Raw genomic sequence first — 18,500 nt, forward strand, 5'->3', positions numbered from 1 at the left:
GGCCAAGGTTCTCCCTCCTTATTTGACAACAGGATTCAGAAGTCTCATCCTCACCGCGTCTGCATGATCTACTCCTGCTGCAATCCCGCACCCGTTTGTACCTTGATCCGGTATTCATGCGGCGAGATCCCTTCCAGCTCTTTGAATACGCGCGAGAATTGCTTGGTGTTCTCAAAGCCGACCGCTTTGCCAATGTCCGCAAGCTTCATGGTGCCGTCTTGAAGCAGGCCCTTGGCCTTCGTAATCCGCAGCTTCTTAAGATATGCCACAAAGTTCTCCCCCGTATGGGCCTTAAACGCTTCACTGAAATAAGAATAATTCAAAGACACATAATTGCTGACCATCGCCATGTTCAGCGGCCTGTGATAATTCTTCTCCATGTAACTTACCGCTGCCTTGATCTCGGAATGCTCGCTGTGGGCGGAACGAATCCCTTTAACATATTCATTCACGTGCAGCAGCAGATGCTCCAAATTTCTGAAATAGGTGTGAAAATGACGGTAATTGTCCATTGCCCCCACCTTTCGGTACAGCTTCAACACTTCCACCATGGATTCTCCGTACACGCGGAACACCTCATCCAGCACCTGCTCATTGATTCGCTTGCTGACATGTTCCAAATAATCGATAGCCACATGCGGCATATCCTCGATATGAAAAATATCCAGCAGCAGCGCTTTGATCTCCCGCTCCCGCTCCGTGCCGAGCATGTTGCCCAGCTTCCGGATGCTCTCTTCCGGCACCGGATACGTGCGCAGCTCCCCCTGAATATCATCATGGCTCATCAGCTTGACATTGGGATGGATGAACGAATAACTCAGAGCGGTCAGCGCCTGAATGTAACCCATCCGGATGTCTTCGATCCGGAAGCCTTCCCGGCTGATGCCCACGAAGAGCCCGTCCATCTCCCGCTCGGCAAACTGCCGTGCCAGCTCTTCGAATTGTCCGTCCGGACTGCCAATGAGCACGACTCTCCCCTTGCTGTCCAGAAAACAAGCGTTGATCCGTCCTTCCACTGAAACCCTCATGTTATCAATCAATTGCTTCAGTTCATCCTTGTTCATGGCATTGCCGTCTTCGTACTTGTATTTCATCACCGCTACCCGGAATGGCTTCACAAACGAATCAAATCCGATTTCGTTCGCTGCAGCTCCCATATCCATCCCCAGCCCTTGCGGCAGCTCCAGCAGCTCCTTCAGCCGATGGGTCTGCAGCTGCTGAAGATATACCTCGCTGGCGGCAACCCGGTTGTGCACTTCCGCTTGCCGGATCAAAACTTCTTCTGTCTTTCGGAGGGCAGCGAACAGTTCATCCCGTCGAATCGGCTTAAGCAGATACTCCTTTACCTGATAACGGATCGCCGCCTTGGCATATTCAAAATCGTCATATCCGCTCAGGATCAGAACGACGGGTTTAACCCCCAATGTTCCTTCCAGTTCAGCAAGTGCCTCAATCAGGCGTATCCCGTCCATGACCGGCATCCGGATGTCTGTAATGACGATATCGGCCGGCTCTTCGCGGTAAGAATCCAGCGCTTCCTGCCCCTGGGCAGCCAGGCGGATCTCGTACTGATCCGGGAATTCCCGCTCAATCATCGTTTTCAGTCCATACCGGATATTCTTCTCATCATCCACGATCATCAGACTTCTCATGCCCACTGCCTCCTCCTGTTAACAGAACCTTAGGGAATGTCATGGTCACCTGCGTGAACTTCCCCTCTTCGCTCTTCACTTCGATTCCATATTCATTCCCGTAGAACAACCGGATTCGCTGGTGCACATTCCGGAGTCCGATTCCTCCAGCCTGCACGCCGCCCCGCCCGTAATCTACAGAAGGGAGTTCATCGTTGTCCGCCGTTCGAAGAATCTCCCCCAGCCTGCCCAGTCGATAAGGCTCAATCCCGATGCCGTTATCGGTAACGTTAATCGTGATCCGATCCTCTTCCCATGCAATGGCATCGATCTTGATCCGTTTTTCCTGATCCGGGAACTCGGGCCAGGCATGCTTAACGGCGTTTCCCACGATGGGCTGCAGCGACATTTTTAATACCTCGAGCTCCATGAATTCGGACGGAATATTGAGTTCAAGCCGGATCGGCTCGTCAAACCGGATATTCATGACATCAATGTAATTGCGGATATGGCGAATTTCATCCTTCAATTTAACGTACTCCCCCGACCACTTGAAGTTGTAGCGCATCATCCCGCCAAGTGAGGTCAACGCATCCGAAATCGTCCGCTGTCCCTCGATTTCGGCCAGCATCTTAATATTTTCAAGCGTATTGTATAGGAAATGAGAGTCAATCTGGCTGTGCAGCGTTCGCAGCTCCGCTTCCTTGGTCACCGCTTGCTTGCGTACGCCCTGGGCAATCAGTTCATTGATGGTGCGGATCAATTTGTTAAAATGATGCGCCAGTTCACCCACCTCGCCGCCCCCCTGAATCGTAATGGCTGCTGTAACTTCTCCCTTGCGGACTCTCTTCATCGTTTCCGTTAAACGACGCAGGCTCTTCAGGATAATGGAATTTAGATAATACGTAATGATCGACAGCAGAAAAATCAATACAATGTTCGCCGCTATAATCTGCCGCTGGGCCTTGGATACGTTATTCAGTGCCCCTTCCAGGGAAACGACATTCAGCACATGGGCATGAAGCCGCTCCATCGGCGTCGCAATCAGCAAGAACGAGGATCCGTCCAGGCTAAACATGGCATGTATGGCCTTCTCGGAGTCGCCCGCCTCCTGTTTAAGCTTAGCGAACTGAAGCTCCACCTCGCTTCGGAGTCCCTCGTGACTGTTCATGAATGATTGGCTTCGGTCCATGAACAACTGCCCTTCCTGATCGACGATAACCATCTGCGAGCTGTTATCCACGATACCGGCAAAGGTCTTCGGAGCAAAGTACTTGAGCAGCATATCCACCTGGATCACGTTGCTGTAATCCCCGCTATGGACTTGGCGAATCAAGGATACCTTCGGCAGCTCCTCGGACACGTCGGCAGCGTAGCGCTGCAGAATATCGGGATCGCGGTGGTTGAATAACCACATCTCTCCGCCGTCCAACTCCTTGACTTTGGGGAACCACGGCTCGCTTGCTATCCGTTTCTCCTGAAAAATAATCGGCCACATTTCCGTCACGTTTGCGTTGTTTGTGTATAACCGAAGGTGGGTAATATTCGGATTGTTGGTTTGGATGCGCTGGATATCCTTGAAGGGTCCCCGAGCCAAATCGATCAGCCACGCCGGCTCGGGCTCTTCATTAATCCGAAGATAATCCTTGATGCCGTCATCCGAAATCGCCAGCTGTGCGGCCATTTCAATCGCCTCAATCTGGTTCAGCATGTTCATCTTCTCAATTTCCAGCAGGAACGAGTTCTGGTTAAGCGCATCGCTGATATAGGTATCCCGAATCTGCTTGAAAAAATAATTCGACACGATAATGCTCGGAATCAACAAAATCAAGATATAGGCAGCAACCAAACGGCTCTGCATCGACCTGCGGCCAAACCAATAAGCAAACGATTGAATAAGCGATCTTATTCGTGTCATCATGACTGTCACATCCCGTTTTCATGAAATAACCGTAACCGAGTCCTGGATGGAAAGGCAGCATCAGCCGATCGGATACCCTCCTATATTAGCTCGTGATGCGACAAAAGGCACCCTATTTCGACAATATCGATAATAGGGTACCTTAAGTCCTCATACTGTTCACCCGCCTGAGCGGATCACTCTTACTTCAGGAATTCCTCAAGCTTCTTGACGTTCTCTTCGTATTCTTTCTGTCTGAATTCCTGAACTTTCGCGAAACCGAGGGATTCACGCTTCGCTTGGTAATCGTTCCAAATTTGATCGAACTCGGCATCCGTTTTGGCAAAGATCAGCTTCGGCAGGATTTTACCCCACTCGTTCATTACCTTGTCGTTAATGATGCCTTCCTCGGAGCTGGCATCCGGATCCAACTGATCGAATTGCGAGAAGCTCTGGGTCTTGCCGCGTGTCCAGTCTTCCATCTGCTTGAACGGCTCGACGGCAGCAGGCATCCAAGGCTGCGTAACGTTGTTATCCATCATCATCCAGAAGGTGTGGGATGCGCCATACTTCTTGTCGAATGCGCCGCGGTCGCTGTTCAGCAGCTCTGCAACCTCAGGCAGGAATTGATCTTTGCCGTCAATCGTATCCCATGTCACGCCTTTTTCGCCCAAGTAGGTATCACGCTGGCCTTCTTCGGAGATCAGGTAATCCAGGAAGCGAATGGCGCGCGCTTTGTCTTTGACGTTCTTGGAGATCAGGGTTACCGTCCAGCCGGAGATCGAAGGACCCGACAAGGTCGGCTGATCCAGATTGGAGTTAGCTGGTCCGTCCACCGCGATGTACACGGAGTTCGGATCGTTAGCATACAGCGCGTTCTGCTGGTTCGCCATATCGCTGCGTTGATACAGCATCGCGAAATAGCGGCCCTGTGCGATTTTTTCTTCCATCTGCGGACGTTTATCCACGAAAATATCCTTGGACATCAAACCTTTTTCATTCGCCATACGGAACGTCTTCAACCATCTTACATATTCGGGATCGGTACTGCGGTCGTACAGCTTTCCGTCTTTATCCTGCGGAATGGCAAGGAAGTTCTGGAGGTAGCCCTCGAGGGAACTGTTTCCTTTTTCATGGAAATCATGCAATCCAAACGGAATGAGCGGCTGTCCGTTCACGTCCGGGAACATTTTCTTGGCGTCCTCAAGCGCTTTCAGGAAACCTTCCGGCGTGCGCATATCCGGGCTTCCGAGCGCCTCATACATGTCTTTGCGGACCAGGAACGTTTGGTTGGAGGTAATGTTATCGCCAAACTTCTCATAATCCTTCGGTGAAGAGGAGGCATTCGGATAACCGTAAATATTGCCGTCATCCTTGGTGTACCACGACACCTTTGCAGGGTCGGTGACTTTATAGAAATACGGATCGTATTGGTCGGCCAATTCGTTCAGCGGCAGAACGAGGTCGCCTTCGATCATTTTTTTGACAGCGTCTTCATACCATCCCAGCGTAATAAAATCAGGCAATGTGCCGGAAGCGATCATCGTATTCATCTTCTCGGCTTCGTTCCCAGCCGGTACGATGAAGTTGACGTTAACCCCCGTCTTCTTCGTTACATATTGCGACGTAATGTCCTCGCCCCATTTGTTCGGGAACCAGGCAAAGTTGATGTACCAGTCAAATGTAATCGGGGATGTGTCGACTTCCCATCCCGGCTGATCCTGAGTCAATTTCACTTCTTCTGCCGGTTTGTCTTCCTCTTTTTCCGACGCGTTATTGTCACCGCCGGACGAGCATGCTGTTGTAAAGGCCATGACCAGTGCGAACATCAACAACAGAAGGCTCTTTGGCTTAAGCATCTTGCTCATGTGTTTACCCCTTTTCTTATTTAAAAATATGATTATATAGAACTCCCGCCGGATTAGGCAAGAGAAGCTACCGGTAAGATTTCCCCTCCCCCGGGTCTCTCCGGGAGATGGGAAGGAAACATCAACGAACATCCTGTAAATCAACCTTTAATGGAGCCAATCATCATGCCTTTGACGAAGTATCGCTGCAGGAACGGATAAACGAATACGATCGGCGCCGTCGTTACGACCATGGTCGCCATTTTGATTGATTGGGAAGTGACCGTCTTGGCAACCCCGCCCGGCACCTGAGCCATCATCTGATTGGAGCTGGATTGTGCGACGACTTTATACAGATACGTCTGGATCGGCTGCAGATCCGTATTGTTGATATAAATGACGCCGGTGAAATAGTCGTTCCATTGGAATACCCCGTGAAACAATGCAATTGTCGCGATGACCGGCATGGATACAGGCAGCACAACCCGGAGGAAGATGGACCAGTCGTTGGCCCCGTCAATCTTCGCTGCCTCCTCAAGTCCGTCGGGAATTTCCCGGAAGAAGGTCATGAAGATGATAAGATCGAAGAAACTGAACATGGCCGGAATAATGTACACCAGGAAGCTGTCGAGCATATTCAAATCCTTGATCAACAGATAGGTCGGTATCAGTCCGCCGCCGAAAAACATCGTCACCGTTCCGAGCAAAATATAGAATTTGCCGCCGATCAGACCCTTCCGCGAAAATGCATAGGCGACCATCGCGGTGAAGAGGACGTGGATGAACACGCCGATCACGGTTTTGGCTACGGTAATGCCCATCGCCGTCATGATGCCGGAGCTCTGGAACACCGCGCTGAAATTCTCAAGGCTGAACATCCGCGGCCACCAATAAATCCCTCCGCGCATGGCGTCCTGCCCGTCATTGAAGGCATTCACCAGCACGTACCAGATCGGGTAGATCGTCAGAAAGCATACGATCAGCATGCCGAAATTATTGAATATATCGAAGAAGGCTTCGCCTTTGGTTCTCCGTTTAAACATGGATTATTCGTCTCCCTTCTCGCTGCTCTCGCTAGAATAGTGATGTGTCGTTCAGTTTTTTGGTCACCTTGTTTGCGATCAACAGCAGGATAATCGCAATGACGGACTTGAACAATGCCACGGCTTGCGCATAAGAGTAACGTCCGTTCTGCATCCCGGTGTGGTACACGAAAATATCGATGACGTTGCTCGCGCTTTCGTTCAGCGAGTTACGGAGCACCAAAATCTGATCGAAGTTGGAGTTCAGCACACCACCAACCGCAAGAATGAAGAGGATGGAAATGGTCGATTTGATACTGGGAAGGGTAATGTACCACATCTTCTGAAACCGGCCTGCGCCATCAATCGTCGACGCCTCGTACATTTCAGGCGAAATGCTGGCAATGGCCGCCAGATAGATAATCGCGGACCATCCAAGCTCCTTCCATATATCCGAGGTGATAATGATTCCCCAGAAATATTTCGGTTCGGCCAGATACGTGATCGGCTCATCGATCATATGCAGAGCCATCAAAATATTGTTGATAATCCCGATATCCGCAAGCCAGGTCATCAGAATGCCGCCCAGAATGACCCATGACAAGAAGTGAGGCAGATAAGAAATCGTCTGAATGGTCCTCTTGTAGCGAACGGACCGGATTTCGTTCAGAAAGAGTGCAAAAATGATCGGAAGCGGAAATCCGATAAACAGCTTCAGCAAGCTGATCCCGAGCGTGTTCCGCATAACATTCTTAAAGTCCTCGTCTGAGAAGAACTCCTTAAAGTGCGCCAGCCCTACCCATGGAGCTTCGCCGATGGACTTCACGATATTGAATTCCTTAAATGCAATGATGACACCGTACATCGGAATGTAGTTAAAGATGATCATCCACGCAACGCCGAGCAGCGCCATAATTTGAAGATGTCGTTGGCCGTAGAGCTTTCTGAGCCATCTCTTTCTGTCAAGCTTCTTCTGTACAGAAGGCTCCATTGAGGGACCGACACCGGTTTCGGAAACGTCGGCATGAAGTTGATTTTGCATGGTTATGACCTCCAGGTTGATCCTATCATTTTGAAAACCTTTACATTCTCTATGTTTATATTGTAGATCGTCCATTCTCTGCACGAAAGGTTTCAGATTTCGTTTCAAGGGGCTCATTTTTCGGGTACACTTCGCCATTTACGAAAAAATGCAGCCCAAAAACGAAATATTGTACCCTCTACTCATTCCAGGCACAAAAAAAGGCATGAACAGCAGCCTCCACAGCTGCCATTCATGCCTTCCTCTTGCTCACGATCTTTCACCACAAGCGATCCATCGGATCGTTACGGCGGCGTTATCGTTTTTGGTCACGTATATCAAACGGTTTCCCAGTTATTCCCCTTTGTCTTCCTCACGTTGTTCCTGTTTGCTTTCGTGTTCCTGTTGGTATTTCTCACGCATCAGCTTCTGCATGATGAATTTCTCCTGATCGTTCAAGCCGCCTTGGTTATCCTGGATGATCATGTTGTCAATGTTCCTCTTCAGTACCTCGGTTTGCGTGTTCAATACATTTCACTCCTTTGAATTTTGCGTCCCTTATGCCGTAAAATCATTCTGAATCAGAATGAAAGGGTACACGTATTACTAACCATTCTCCTTCCAATGAAACAGAAATAGACGGATTTACCATAAAATCCGAAGGTAGCTTCAAGAAGAATTTGTGTTTGCCCAGCGCTTTCTCTAGGTATTAGCTGCTATTTGCGCTCGATCTGAATCCCCTTAGCCAGAGATTTCTGTTGTTTATTGGTATTAACTAGCTGCGGCAGGCTTCTCGTTTCCTTGACCATAGGGGATTGACACAAATGGCATACCGGTTCCGTGTCGAACGCAAAATCGTCCCGCATCCACCCTTTGCAGTCTTCCTTAGTGCATGCCCAAACTTCCGTTATTTCTTCAGGAATACTCTCCATCGAGTTTTTACGCGAATACATGAACGCTCCTCCTTATTCTCGTCTTAGAAAATAGAAACGCCGTATAAAAGAAAACTGCCCTTAATGTCGCACATTAAGGGCAGTCTTCAATTGTAATTACAATTTAACAACGTTCTCAGCTTGTGGTCCACGGTTTCCTTCAACGATGTTGAATTCAACGCGTTGGCCTTCGTCAAGCGTTTTGAAGCCGTCGCCTTGGATCGCGCTGAAGTGAACGAATACATCGTTACCGCCTTCAACTTCGATGAAACCAAAGCCCTTTTCAGCATTAAACCATTTAACAGTTCCTGTTTGCATGGGGGAATCCTCCTTGATATATATTTACATGACCTTTTTTCTTCGCAGACGGAATAAAAAAATTCACATATTGCACAAGGTTATCAGAAATGACAACCCTCTACAATATGTGAATTCAGGTCGATTTCGATATTCATATCTTAACACATTTGACCGACGATAGCAAATACCAATGCAAAAGATTCTGCGGAAAAATTAAAGTTATTTTATTCGGCATCATTCCGATTAAGCACAAGCAAGCATATACAACTCCCGGCATATGCCAGGAGCTGTATCCAGAGCAGCGTTTTAACGCGTAAACGTTTACTTTCGCAATTCCTCCAGCGTTTCCTTCCAGCGCTGCAGGACTCCATCCGGGTCGTGCAACTGAAACTTCACGGCCGATATAATATCTGCATACTTCGCGATATCTTCGCGAACAGCCACTACCTCGGCATCAAAACGCTGCAGCGGATGCCGGGCATCCGGCAGATCGGGAAGCGCTTGAAGGCGCAGCCGAACATAATGGGCCGCTCCATCATGTATTGCCACCAATGTGCCCTGTCCGGTGCGAAGAAGATTGCCAGTCGTAACCGTTCCCTGCCATAATGCAAGTCGAAGCCGGTTCCGGTCTAAGGCCAGCACCTCCCCCACGCTGAGCATGGCCGTATTCGGCCATCCATCTTCGGTTACGCTCAATAGCATCATCGCTTCATACTGTTTCGACTCCAGATCCGAGCCATCCAGCCATTGGCACAACCCTTCTGATATTGCAGCCTGTTCCGTCACAGCGCCATCTCCCCTTCACCATATCAATTTAACGAGCTTCGGTAAATGCCAGCCAATCCAGCTCGATGCGGCCTTTATTCACCATGAACACCAGATCCACGGGGCCTTCCTCAATCGGCATAGCCTCAGCCACCCTATGGATGTCCCACTGTCCTTCGCCAGAGTCAGACAAGGAGATAAGCTCAGGCTCCCGGTCCCCGATCTGGAGCATAATATCCACCGTTCCCTTGGGAATCAGGGCCCGAATGTCCAGATGAAAGATGTCTGCACCAGCGCAAAGCGCATCATAAGCAAGCCAATCGCCCTCCCGGAGCTGTACGCATACCAGGTTGTCCTCCGCCCACGGCTTGCCGCCTTCCGGAGCGTAGCTCGGCTTCTCCGCCTTGCCCGTCATCATCCGCATCGGAACGCCGTCAGAAATCCGGAAGCCGATATCCTGGCTGGCCTTTGCCATAACATGATACGAAACGCCCTCGCCCCGATATCCGTAAAACTCTGCCGGGAGCTGAATGGGCAGCCGGCGCAGCAGCGACCGGGATACGTTCGGGTAAGCGTCGCAAGCTGCCAGCGGAAGATGATCCAGGTATTCGCCCAGAATCGCTTCAGCTTCAGCTGAAGAAGGCCTCTCTCCGCCTTCCAGATAATCCGTCAGCTTCTCCCAGCCTTTCGGCATGCGAATCGAGAAAGGTGAGTTTTGAGTGCTCATCTTCTTCCAGGTCCAGAAGTTCCAGGATATGTTATGGTCCTCAAACATTCGGAATGCGCCCGTGTACCACTGCGGGTTATTCTCGCCGCCTTCACCCATGAAGATCGGCACATTCCATTCTACGCGAAAATCCAGATACTTCCGAATGCTCTCCGTGTCGGGATTATTCCAGTACTTATGGAACTGCAGCATCAAATTATCGTCAAATTTGTCGTCAAAAATGCTCCAATCCGTAGACCAATGGACGCCTTCCAAAATGATCATATGGCGCTTGTCCACTTCGCGTATAGCTGCGGTGATTTCCTTATATAGCGGCATCACCCGGTCATTGTACTCGCTGAACCAGTCGGGCAGCGGTTCGTTAAGCAGGTCGTAACCGGCCACGATCCACTCGTCTTTATAGCGTTCCGCCAGTAAGCGCCACAGCGCCACCGTCCGCTCCGCGTTCCGTCGATCCGTGAACAGCTCCGGCAAATCCCGCTCGGAATCGTCGATATTGGCCCCGGTCTGTCCGCCGGGCGCGCCATGCAAATCCAGAATAACATACAGCGAATACGTCCTGCACCAATCGATCACCTGATCAATGAGCCTCAGATGACCTTCATGATATACAAAAGGCGGGTGCTGCCCTTCCTCCATAATGAACCTCGCATTGATCGGTACTCGAATGGAATTGAAGCCCTCGGAGGCAATCTGCCGGATATCAGCTTCCGTGATATAACGCTCGTAATAGGTCTCCCAGAACGCAGCCGCCTTCTCCTCGCCGATCAGATCCCTAACCATACCTTCGATGCGCCGCGGACGGTCCCCCTGCTCCGGCATTTTCCACATGTACCCTTCCGGCAGCAGCCAGCTGCCAAGTCCGACTCCCTGCAGCAGAATTTCTTGCCCGTCCCCATTCATCACGCGTTTGCCGTCCGCCTTAATAAAACCGCTTACCAAAGGATTTCTGCTATCATTCATATTGGCATTCCCTCGCTTCCATGTCTGTAACGAATGTAATTGACCAGCCATATCAACGGCGACATTTGTTCTGCAGGCCAAACATCAATCAAAATATAACATGTCATGTCGGGCAATAAGCTCCATTCCGAAAATCAGGGAATCATTCTGAAATATCGGCCATCGGCCAAAAGAAAAAGGCGCTATCCTCTGTTCGAGGATTGCACCTTTCCACTTATCAAACTTACGATGAAACCTCCGTAACCGGCTGGGCGGGAACAGGTTGACTTGGTGATCTTCCCTTCCGTAAGCTGCCCGGCAGTTTACCTAAAAAGATCCAGGTCCAGCTCCCGAGACGACTCATGCTGTACACCACTATATACGAGACAGCCAGTGCGCTGATAAGACCGCCAGCATACCACGCCAGCAGCAGCCAGGAGTTCTCCGTCTGCGGAGGAAAGTCCCGGTAGAGGAGCAGCACCAGCGGATGTACCAGATACACACCGAAGGAATACACGCCGAGCCGCCTGAACCCGTTCAACCACCAAACTCTTTTATTCCCGAATAGCAGCGCGACCTGAAGCATGACCAGGGCAGTGGTTAACGTATGCACATTCCAGAAGGCATCGTAGAGCAGCGGATGATATTCCGTTCCCAGCAGCCGTTGATTGTATCGAAGGCCGATATGCGCCAGCGCGGCGCCCAGCCATATTGCCCAAAGGGCGATCCAGCCCAGCTTGCGCAGCGCCGGTCTTGCGGCATGCTGCGTTGAAGTTAGCCAATCCTTGACCCGGTCATAATAAATGCCGATCCACGCCCCAAGAAAATAATACGACAGAAACGACAGCGACCAGCTGTTCCGGTTCGTTACGTCCCACCAGGCGTCATTGCCGATATAGAACAACCACTGCAGTCCAATGCCGACCAGCACGCAGACCGCCGCGAAGCCGCGGAATCGTTTCAGCAGCATCAGCACCAGTGGGAACAGCAGATAGAACTGGATGTTAATGAAGATAAAATATAAGTGCGTGTAAGATTTCCCCGTTGCCAGCTTGGGCCAGAAACTCTGCAACATTGCCGCCAGATTCGGCTCGCCTCCGCGATGATACCATGCCACCGTAAAGAATAACACTGAGAACAGCAGGTATGGCACCAGGATATACATCAGCCGATTTTTGAAGAACCGGGCAAGGTCACGGCCCTTGAACGGACGGTGATAATAGTTATAGAACAGCACGAAGCTGCTCAGAAATATGAAGGTCGTCGTTCCAACCTTCGAGAATATGTTCAAGAAGTTATACAAGCCAAAAAAATCGTCCCCGCGCATCTGAACTGTGGCGAACGACGTCGCATGCACCATCAGCACGCCCATCATCGCAAAGCCCCGAACCAGGTCGATTTCGGTTATTTTTGCACGTTTATCCATGTTGCCTCCTTCATATGATACGCCCCCTATTATATCTCACTCCCAACCGCTTGGATACTAAATTTTCCTAAAAGTGGCATGGAACAAGCTCCCTTTGCCATACCAGTGTAAAAAGGGCCTGGCACCAAGACAGGACACAAGCTTACACCAATTCGAAGTGAATAGGAGGGGATTTCTACTGATTGAATTTAGCCGCGTCAACAAATTTTTCGGAACCTTCCATGTTCTGAAAGAAATCGACCTGACCATTTCTCAGGGGGAAGTCGTTGTCATCGTTGGACCTTCCGGCTCCGGTAAAAGCACGCTGCTGCGGTGCATCAATCGGCTCGAAAGCATTACGGATGGCGAGCTTGTCGTGAATGGCGTCAAGCTTCATGACAAGAAGATCGACATTAATACGTTCAGGCGGGATATCGGGATGGTCTTCCAGCATTTCAACCTGTACCCGCACAAAAAGGTGATCGACAATATCATTCTCGCGCCCATGAAGGTGCTGAAGATGTCCAAAGCGGAGGCAACGAAAAAAGCATTGACGTACCTGCAGCGAGTCGGAATTGCGGACAAAGCGGACAGCTATCCCTCTCAACTCTCGGGTGGCCAGCAGCAGCGGGTTGCGATTGCCCGCGGATTGACCATGAACCCGAAGATTATGCTGTTTGACGAACCAACGTCCGCACTCGACCCGGAGATGATCGGCGAAGTGCTGGATGTCATGCGCTCACTCGCCCACCAAGGCATGACCATGGCTGTGGTTACCCATGAGATGGGCTTCGCCCGCGAAGCCGCGGATCGAATCGTCTTTATGGACGAAGGGCGGATTATCGAGGATGCGCCCGCCTCCGATTTTTTCAATCAGCCGCGGGAGGAAAGAGCACGGGCGTTCCTGAGCCGCCTGCTGCATCACTAACCCGGACTTGGTGCGTAGGGGCGGAAAGAAATTGCCGCATTGCTCTTTAGGAACTTAACTTATTAAGAGAATTCATATCTTTAAGGGGGATCTGGTGTATGAAGAAAAGATTGACGAGGACCTTCAAGTGGAGCGCGGCCCTGCTAGCTTTAGTCATCATGCTGGTCGCATCCGGATGCGGGGGTTCCGGCAATACGGACACCCTCGAGGCGATCAAGAAACGGGGCAAGCTTGTAGCCGGAGTGAAATATGATACGAAGCTGTTTGGACTGCAGGACCCAGCGACCGGCAATGTGGAGGGCTTCGATATCGACATCGCCAAAGCGCTGGCCAAAAAAATTCTCGGTGACGAGACCAAGGTCGAGCTGAAGGAGGTCACCTCCAAGACCAGGATCGACATGCTGAAAAACGGGGACATTGACATCATTATCGCCACAATGACCATAACGGAGGAGCGCAAAGAGCAGGTGGACTTCAGCGATGTCTATTTTGAAGCCGGCCAATCCCTGCTGGTGAAGAAGGGAAGCCCGATCACGGGTCTGGAAAGCCTGAACAAAGATACGAAGGTGCTCACGGTAAAGGGCTCCACTTCCGCGCAAAATATCCGCGAGAAAGCGCCGGACGCAGTCATTCTCGAATTCGAGAATTATCAGGACGCCTTCACCGCCCTCAAAGCGGGACAGGGCGATGCCCTGACCACCGACAATTCCATCCTCCTCGGCATGCAGCAGCAGGACCCGAGCTTTGAGCTGGTCGGCGGCAACTTTACGGATGAACCATACGGCATGGCCATCAAAAAAGGAAATCCGGAGTTTGTGAAAACCGTCAACGAGCTGTTGAAGGAGCTGAAGGATAGCGGCGAGTACGACAAACTGTATGAGCAATGGATGGGCGTAAAACCGGAATAACCGCAAGCATGTAATGGTCGGCCGGGCTTAAGGCGTCATGGCTCCAATCAGTTCCTCCCTTTTAGCGTTAGGAACAGCCTGGCTACTTTCGACCGGCTAAACGACCATCATCCCCCATTGGAGGTGAAGCATTGTGACCTTGTGGGATTTTAACATTCTGGCCCAGCACTGGGATCAATTCATGGCTGGCCTGGGCCAGACCATTCTCGCCAGCCTGCTTGGGCTGATCGGCAGCCTGGTGCTGGGCACCTTGATCGCCATCCTGCGGATTGCCCCATTCCGCATATTGAAAGCCATCGGCGCCATCTATGTAGAGTTTATCCGCAACATTCCGCTCCTGGTGGTTGTCTTTTTCTTTTTCCTGGGGCTGCCTTCTCTCGGCATACCGGTTGACCCGTTCACTTCGGGTACGCTCGGGCTGATGGTGTATACGGCTGCCTTCATTGCCGAAGCCATTCGGGCGGGGATCCAGGCGGTACCCTCCGGACAGTCAGAGGCGGCTCGCTCCTCCGGGCTGAGTTATATCCAGAATATGCGCTACATCATTCTTCCGCAGGCGATCAAAATCGTACTGCCGGCCATCGGCAACCAATTGATCAATTTGGTCAAGAATTCCTCGGTCCTCGGCGTTATCGCCGGACTCGACCTGATGTATTATGCCGATCTGATTAACCTGAGCACCTTCAAAGGCATTCCCGTCTATACGTTTGTAGCCCTGTTCTACCTGCTCCTGACCATACCGCTCAGCCTGGCCGTCCATTACATGGAGCGCCGCTTTGCGAGAAGCAATTGACGTTAAACGCAAGTTTGCCTAATAAACAGGAGGTGGCATGAGATGGATTTTATCGGTGCGTACTCCTGGCCGAATCTGCGATATCTCCTTCAAGGCTTTTGGATCACGGTGCAGGTTGCCGGCTTATCCATTATATTCAGCTTCATCATTGGAACCGTGCTCGGAACCGTGAGGTATACGAAAACCCCCTTCCTGTCGAGGACGACGGCCATATTTGTGGATATTATCCGCAATCTGCCGCTGCTGCTGATCATTTTCTTCATCGGCATGGTGCTGCCCCAGACCGGGATTCGAATCCCCACCTTCTGGGCGGCCGTCGTTGGCCTGAGCATTTTTGAAGGAGCCATGATCGCCGAGATCGTCCGCAGCGGCCTCGTATCGGTGGATAAAGGCCAGATCGAAGCGGCCCGGGCCTCCGGCCTCTCTTATATGCAGACACTGCGGCACGTGATTCTCCCGCTGGCGCTGCGCCGGATGTCCCCCCCTATGGTGAGCCAGTTCATCTCGCTCATTAAAGACACATCGCTCGCCGTGATCATTTCACTGCCTGAGCTGATGCGTAACGTGCAGATTCTTAGCGGTTCCAGCTACGCCTATGTTATTCCTGCCCTTGTTTTTGCGTCCTTGCTGTACTTCACGCTGAATTATCTTCTGTCCATTATCGCCAAACGGCTGGAAGCAAGACAGATTTAACCTGGCCCTTCTGTTCCCGCTCCTATCCTGGACCACTAACCATTCTAGTAATAAAGCAACCGGCCCGCATAAGCAATTACGTCCAATCTGCTCCGCAGCCATTTTGGCTTGCGGGGTATTTGCGCTTCCGGAGCACCTGCAAATTCTAAAACTCAAGCTCCCCGCACCTGAAGCCATATGGGCATCGGATTTATTTCCAAGTACGCTGCAACAATGGCGAAACCCTCCTCGTCTAAATACATAATCCTCCCGAAAGGAGACGCCGATATGAAAAAAGGCCTTATCGCCATGACCGCTCTTTCCCTTACTGTTGGTCTATGGCTTGGCGCAGATCAATCCACGGTATCCGCCTTGTCATGCGCGGAGCCTCGAAAGGTTACCGAGGAGCTAAAAACCTCGGACGCGGTATTCAGGGGCACGTTGGCCTCGTCCAATCCTAAAGCCGATATATCCAAAAGCAAATATGTATTCCAGGTTTCCGAGTGGTGGAAAGGAGAATCGGATTCACCAACCGTCACCCTTTATTCCAATGGCTGGGAATCCTTTGAAACAGGCAAGGAATATATTGTGTTCGCCGAGAAAAGCGGGGAAAAGCTCAAACCCCATCTCTGCGGAAATACGGGGCCTTCCTCTTCCGTTGACGTGACTTCGCTGGGGGAAGGCATCCAGCCTGAGAAGCCGGCTCGATCGGCCGAAAGCCCAAAGCCCGGCGGTATTCTGGCCGGTTTGATTGAGCTTGTTCGCTACCTGCTGGGGAAATATTAATCCCTTCCCAGCCATCTCAGGAAACGCTGTTTCAGGTTTTCTTGAAAATACCTGCTCCTTCGCGCGAAAAAAATACAACCATTCTCCATGTCATACGTATACAACGTATAAGAACTGCGTTTAAACGACAGGAGGATGAGAAATGATCAAAAGATTATTGTTGATTTCACTTGTTCTGGGAGTTCTCTCCGGCTGTTCCTTGGTGGACAGTGTGAACAATTCCTTGGATTATACGAAAGAAGCCACCACTTTTATAAATGACGCCTCCCAATTTGCCGAGTCCATTCCGGAGCTTGCCCAACAGGCCGCCACGAATACAGATGCCAAGGAAACGCTGACCCAAGAACTCGAAGCGATGAAAACCCGGATCTCGGAGTTTAATGGCATCGAAGCCCCTGCTTTTGCACAGACCATCCATGAACAGCTGGTCGCTTTAAACGACACGCTGCTGACCGACATCAACGGTTATATGGATCAAATCCAGAACGGAGTGACCGACTTCCAGAATTCCAACATCGTTCAAACCGTCAATAAAATTAACGAAACGATGGATATGCTCCAAAATCTTCAGCCGTAATCAGGCAAACCCTGGCCAACAACATAGCAGCCCTGCTCTTCATGAGCGGGGCTGCTATGTTTCTTCGCTATGTATGTATTCCTCATTTAAAAAAGGATTCGAGGTTGGCGGTAAGCGTCTGCTTTACGACATATCGCGTTCCGTCTTCGCTAGGCGCCATAATCCAGTAAGTCCCTTGGTATCCTTCTTCATCCTTTGGGTCCCACGCCACAATGAATTGCCATGTGTCGCCAAAGCTTTTATTATATTCTTCTCTATAACTCCCAGCCAAATTCTCCTGCGGAACCGATTCGATTGAAATATGCTGCACGCTTTCAAAAGCTCTCATCCATTCCGTAAATTCCACCATGTCCCGGACGTACTGACCCGAAAAGTATCCCTCGTCTCCACCTGACATCGTATAAAAGGTTTCCGCATCCTCCGCCTGTACTGCCTGATACAGCAAGGAAACGGTCTGCACCGGATTCCATATAGGCTGCTTCGCTTTTGCTGCAAGATACGCCCTGTCTTCAGCCGTGTGCTGGATCTCTATAGCGATAAGCTCTTCCATAGTCGCCTCTCTTCCAAGCTCATAGGCCCCGGGGTAGATCGTGGATTGCTCCACGACTGTAAGCCTATCCGCGAACGTCGTCACAAACCACAGGTTCTGATCGCCCTGGCTGAGCTCCTCCAGTACGATCTCGGCCTGGCTGCCGTACGTAAGAGATAACAACCGGCTGCTTACGTCATCCAGCCCTTCTTTATCAAACAGCTTGAAGCGTTCCGCTCTCACTTCACGTTTGCCCGCCTCTTCGAACAGCACCTTCAGTTTGGCGGGGGACATACGGACGCTCGGAATGTCAGCATGGCGGAAAAACATGGCGGAATCGTTAGACCGAAGCGCCTCGTACATGTCGAGAACCGCTTCAATCGGATTGTGGTTGGACTCCCCCTCCGGCGGCTCCGAATCTTGCTTAGCCTGGTGATGGTTTTGATCTTCCGGCTGGAATGCCGTACGCAAACCTTCCGTTGCTGCTGCTGGCATTCCCGATTGATTCCCGGCTTCTCCTGCACTCGGCGCGGCGGAAGTCGATCTATTTTGCTGTATCGATCCCGGCACCTCCTTCGTGCATGCCACCATTAGCATAATCGTCATGACAGCCATAATTAGGATCTGTCCGGATCGCAGATAAGGCCTTTTCCTCGTCTTCATTTCGTTCACCTCCATATATAACGAATACAATCGTATTTAGGATTGGCGCTGCACCGATCTCTTTATATTCATCATCGTCATGACAGAGGGGAATGTTTATCATTGTAGATGAAAAAAAGCTCCCGCCAGATCTAAAGACCTGCAGCGGGAGC

Annotated in this window: 18 protein-coding genes; 6 read left to right on the forward strand and 12 right to left on the reverse strand. The window is 50.9% G+C overall.

The features are described 5' to 3' along the window. Positions 1–68: 68 nt before the first annotated feature. From ACQKPA_RS11585 to ACQKPA_RS11635, 11 genes are all read right to left on the reverse strand, one after another. A complete protein-coding gene (locus tag ACQKPA_RS11585; RefSeq protein ID WP_427492302.1) occupies positions 69–1,652 on the reverse strand; it encodes a response regulator in 1,584 nt (527 codons plus the stop codon). After that, the gene (locus ACQKPA_RS11590) at positions 1,627–3,552 is read right to left on the reverse strand and encodes a sensor histidine kinase (RefSeq protein ID WP_427492304.1); all 1,926 of its coding nucleotides are present in this window, start codon (positions 3,550–3,552) and stop codon (positions 1,627–1,629) included. The genes ACQKPA_RS11585 and ACQKPA_RS11590 overlap by 26 nt, the downstream gene beginning before the upstream one ends. 182 nt (positions 3,553–3,734) lie before the next feature. Beyond that, positions 3,735–5,399: an extracellular solute-binding protein gene (locus ACQKPA_RS11595; protein WP_427492306.1), complete on the reverse strand. Its 1,665-nt coding sequence runs from the start codon at positions 5,397–5,399 to the stop codon at positions 3,735–3,737. 140 nt (positions 5,400–5,539) lie between these two features. Next, positions 5,540–6,421: a carbohydrate ABC transporter permease gene (locus tag ACQKPA_RS11600; RefSeq protein WP_100539926.1), complete on the reverse strand. Its 882-nt coding sequence runs from the start codon at positions 6,419–6,421 to the stop codon at positions 5,540–5,542. 31 nt (positions 6,422–6,452) lie between these two features. Then, positions 6,453–7,442 carry an ABC transporter permease gene (locus ACQKPA_RS11605; protein ID WP_427492308.1) on the reverse strand — a complete coding sequence of 330 codons (990 nt, stop codon included), beginning with the start codon at positions 7,440–7,442 and terminating at the stop codon, positions 6,453–6,455. A 333-nt stretch (positions 7,443–7,775) separates the two neighbouring features. Further along, the gene (locus tag ACQKPA_RS11610; RefSeq protein WP_181469830.1) at positions 7,776–7,949 is read right to left on the reverse strand and encodes a hypothetical protein; all 174 of its coding nucleotides are present in this window, start codon (positions 7,947–7,949) and stop codon (positions 7,776–7,778) included. Between the two features lie 188 nt (positions 7,950–8,137). Next, on the reverse strand, positions 8,138–8,374 hold the full coding sequence (locus ACQKPA_RS11615; protein WP_071222231.1) for a cold-shock protein: 237 nt from the start codon (positions 8,372–8,374) through the stop codon (positions 8,138–8,140). 96 nt (positions 8,375–8,470) lie between these two features. After that, complete coding sequence (gene cspD, locus ACQKPA_RS11620) at positions 8,471–8,671, reverse strand: cold-shock protein CspD (RefSeq protein WP_006207896.1); 201 nt, start codon at positions 8,669–8,671, stop codon at positions 8,471–8,473. A gap of 303 nt (positions 8,672–8,974) precedes the next feature. Continuing rightward, positions 8,975–9,439, reverse strand: coding sequence for a pyridoxamine 5'-phosphate oxidase family protein (locus ACQKPA_RS11625; RefSeq protein ID WP_427492311.1), 465 nt, complete (start codon positions 9,437–9,439; stop codon positions 8,975–8,977). A 28-nt stretch (positions 9,440–9,467) separates the two neighbouring features. Then, complete coding sequence (locus tag ACQKPA_RS11630) at positions 9,468–11,108, reverse strand: glycoside hydrolase family 5 protein (protein WP_427492313.1); 1,641 nt, start codon at positions 11,106–11,108, stop codon at positions 9,468–9,470. Positions 11,109–11,331: 223 nt separating this feature from the next. Then, complete coding sequence (locus tag ACQKPA_RS11635; RefSeq protein WP_427492315.1) at positions 11,332–12,513, reverse strand: acyltransferase; 1,182 nt, start codon at positions 12,511–12,513, stop codon at positions 11,332–11,334. Between the two features lie 157 nt (positions 12,514–12,670). On the opposite strand from ACQKPA_RS11635, the gene ACQKPA_RS11640 reads away from it, so the two are divergent. From ACQKPA_RS11640 to ACQKPA_RS11665, 6 genes are all read left to right on the forward strand, one after another. After that, positions 12,671–13,420 (forward strand): amino acid ABC transporter ATP-binding protein, encoded by a 750-nt coding sequence (locus tag ACQKPA_RS11640; RefSeq protein WP_427492784.1) that lies wholly within the window; start codon positions 12,671–12,673, stop codon positions 13,418–13,420. 98 nt (positions 13,421–13,518) lie between these two features. Continuing rightward, positions 13,519–14,328, forward strand: a complete 810-nt coding sequence (locus tag ACQKPA_RS11645) for a glutamate ABC transporter substrate-binding protein (protein WP_427492317.1) — start codon at positions 13,519–13,521, stop codon at positions 14,326–14,328. A gap of 133 nt (positions 14,329–14,461) precedes the next feature. Then, on the forward strand, positions 14,462–15,121 hold the full coding sequence (locus ACQKPA_RS11650; protein ID WP_100539919.1) for an amino acid ABC transporter permease: 660 nt from the start codon (positions 14,462–14,464) through the stop codon (positions 15,119–15,121). Positions 15,122–15,163: 42 nt separating this feature from the next. Further along, the gene (locus ACQKPA_RS11655; protein ID WP_427492320.1) at positions 15,164–15,814 is read left to right on the forward strand and encodes an amino acid ABC transporter permease; all 651 of its coding nucleotides are present in this window, start codon (positions 15,164–15,166) and stop codon (positions 15,812–15,814) included. A gap of 267 nt (positions 15,815–16,081) precedes the next feature. Further along, entirely contained in the window at positions 16,082–16,579 is a 498-nt protein-coding gene (locus ACQKPA_RS11660; RefSeq protein WP_427492322.1) for a hypothetical protein, read from the forward strand. Between the two features lie 142 nt (positions 16,580–16,721). Beyond that, complete coding sequence (locus ACQKPA_RS11665) at positions 16,722–17,156, forward strand: DUF6376 family protein (protein ID WP_427492324.1); 435 nt, start codon at positions 16,722–16,724, stop codon at positions 17,154–17,156. Positions 17,157–17,238: 82 nt separating this feature from the next. On the opposite strand, the gene ACQKPA_RS11670 is transcribed toward ACQKPA_RS11665, so the two are convergent. Further along, positions 17,239–18,348, reverse strand: coding sequence for a hypothetical protein (locus ACQKPA_RS11670; RefSeq protein WP_427492326.1), 1,110 nt, complete (start codon positions 18,346–18,348; stop codon positions 17,239–17,241). Positions 18,349–18,500 lie beyond the last annotated feature (152 nt).

Source organism: Paenibacillus sp. NPDC093718 (assembly GCF_050279985.1).
Taxonomy (GTDB): domain Bacteria; phylum Bacillota; class Bacilli; order Paenibacillales; family Paenibacillaceae; genus Paenibacillus_AQ.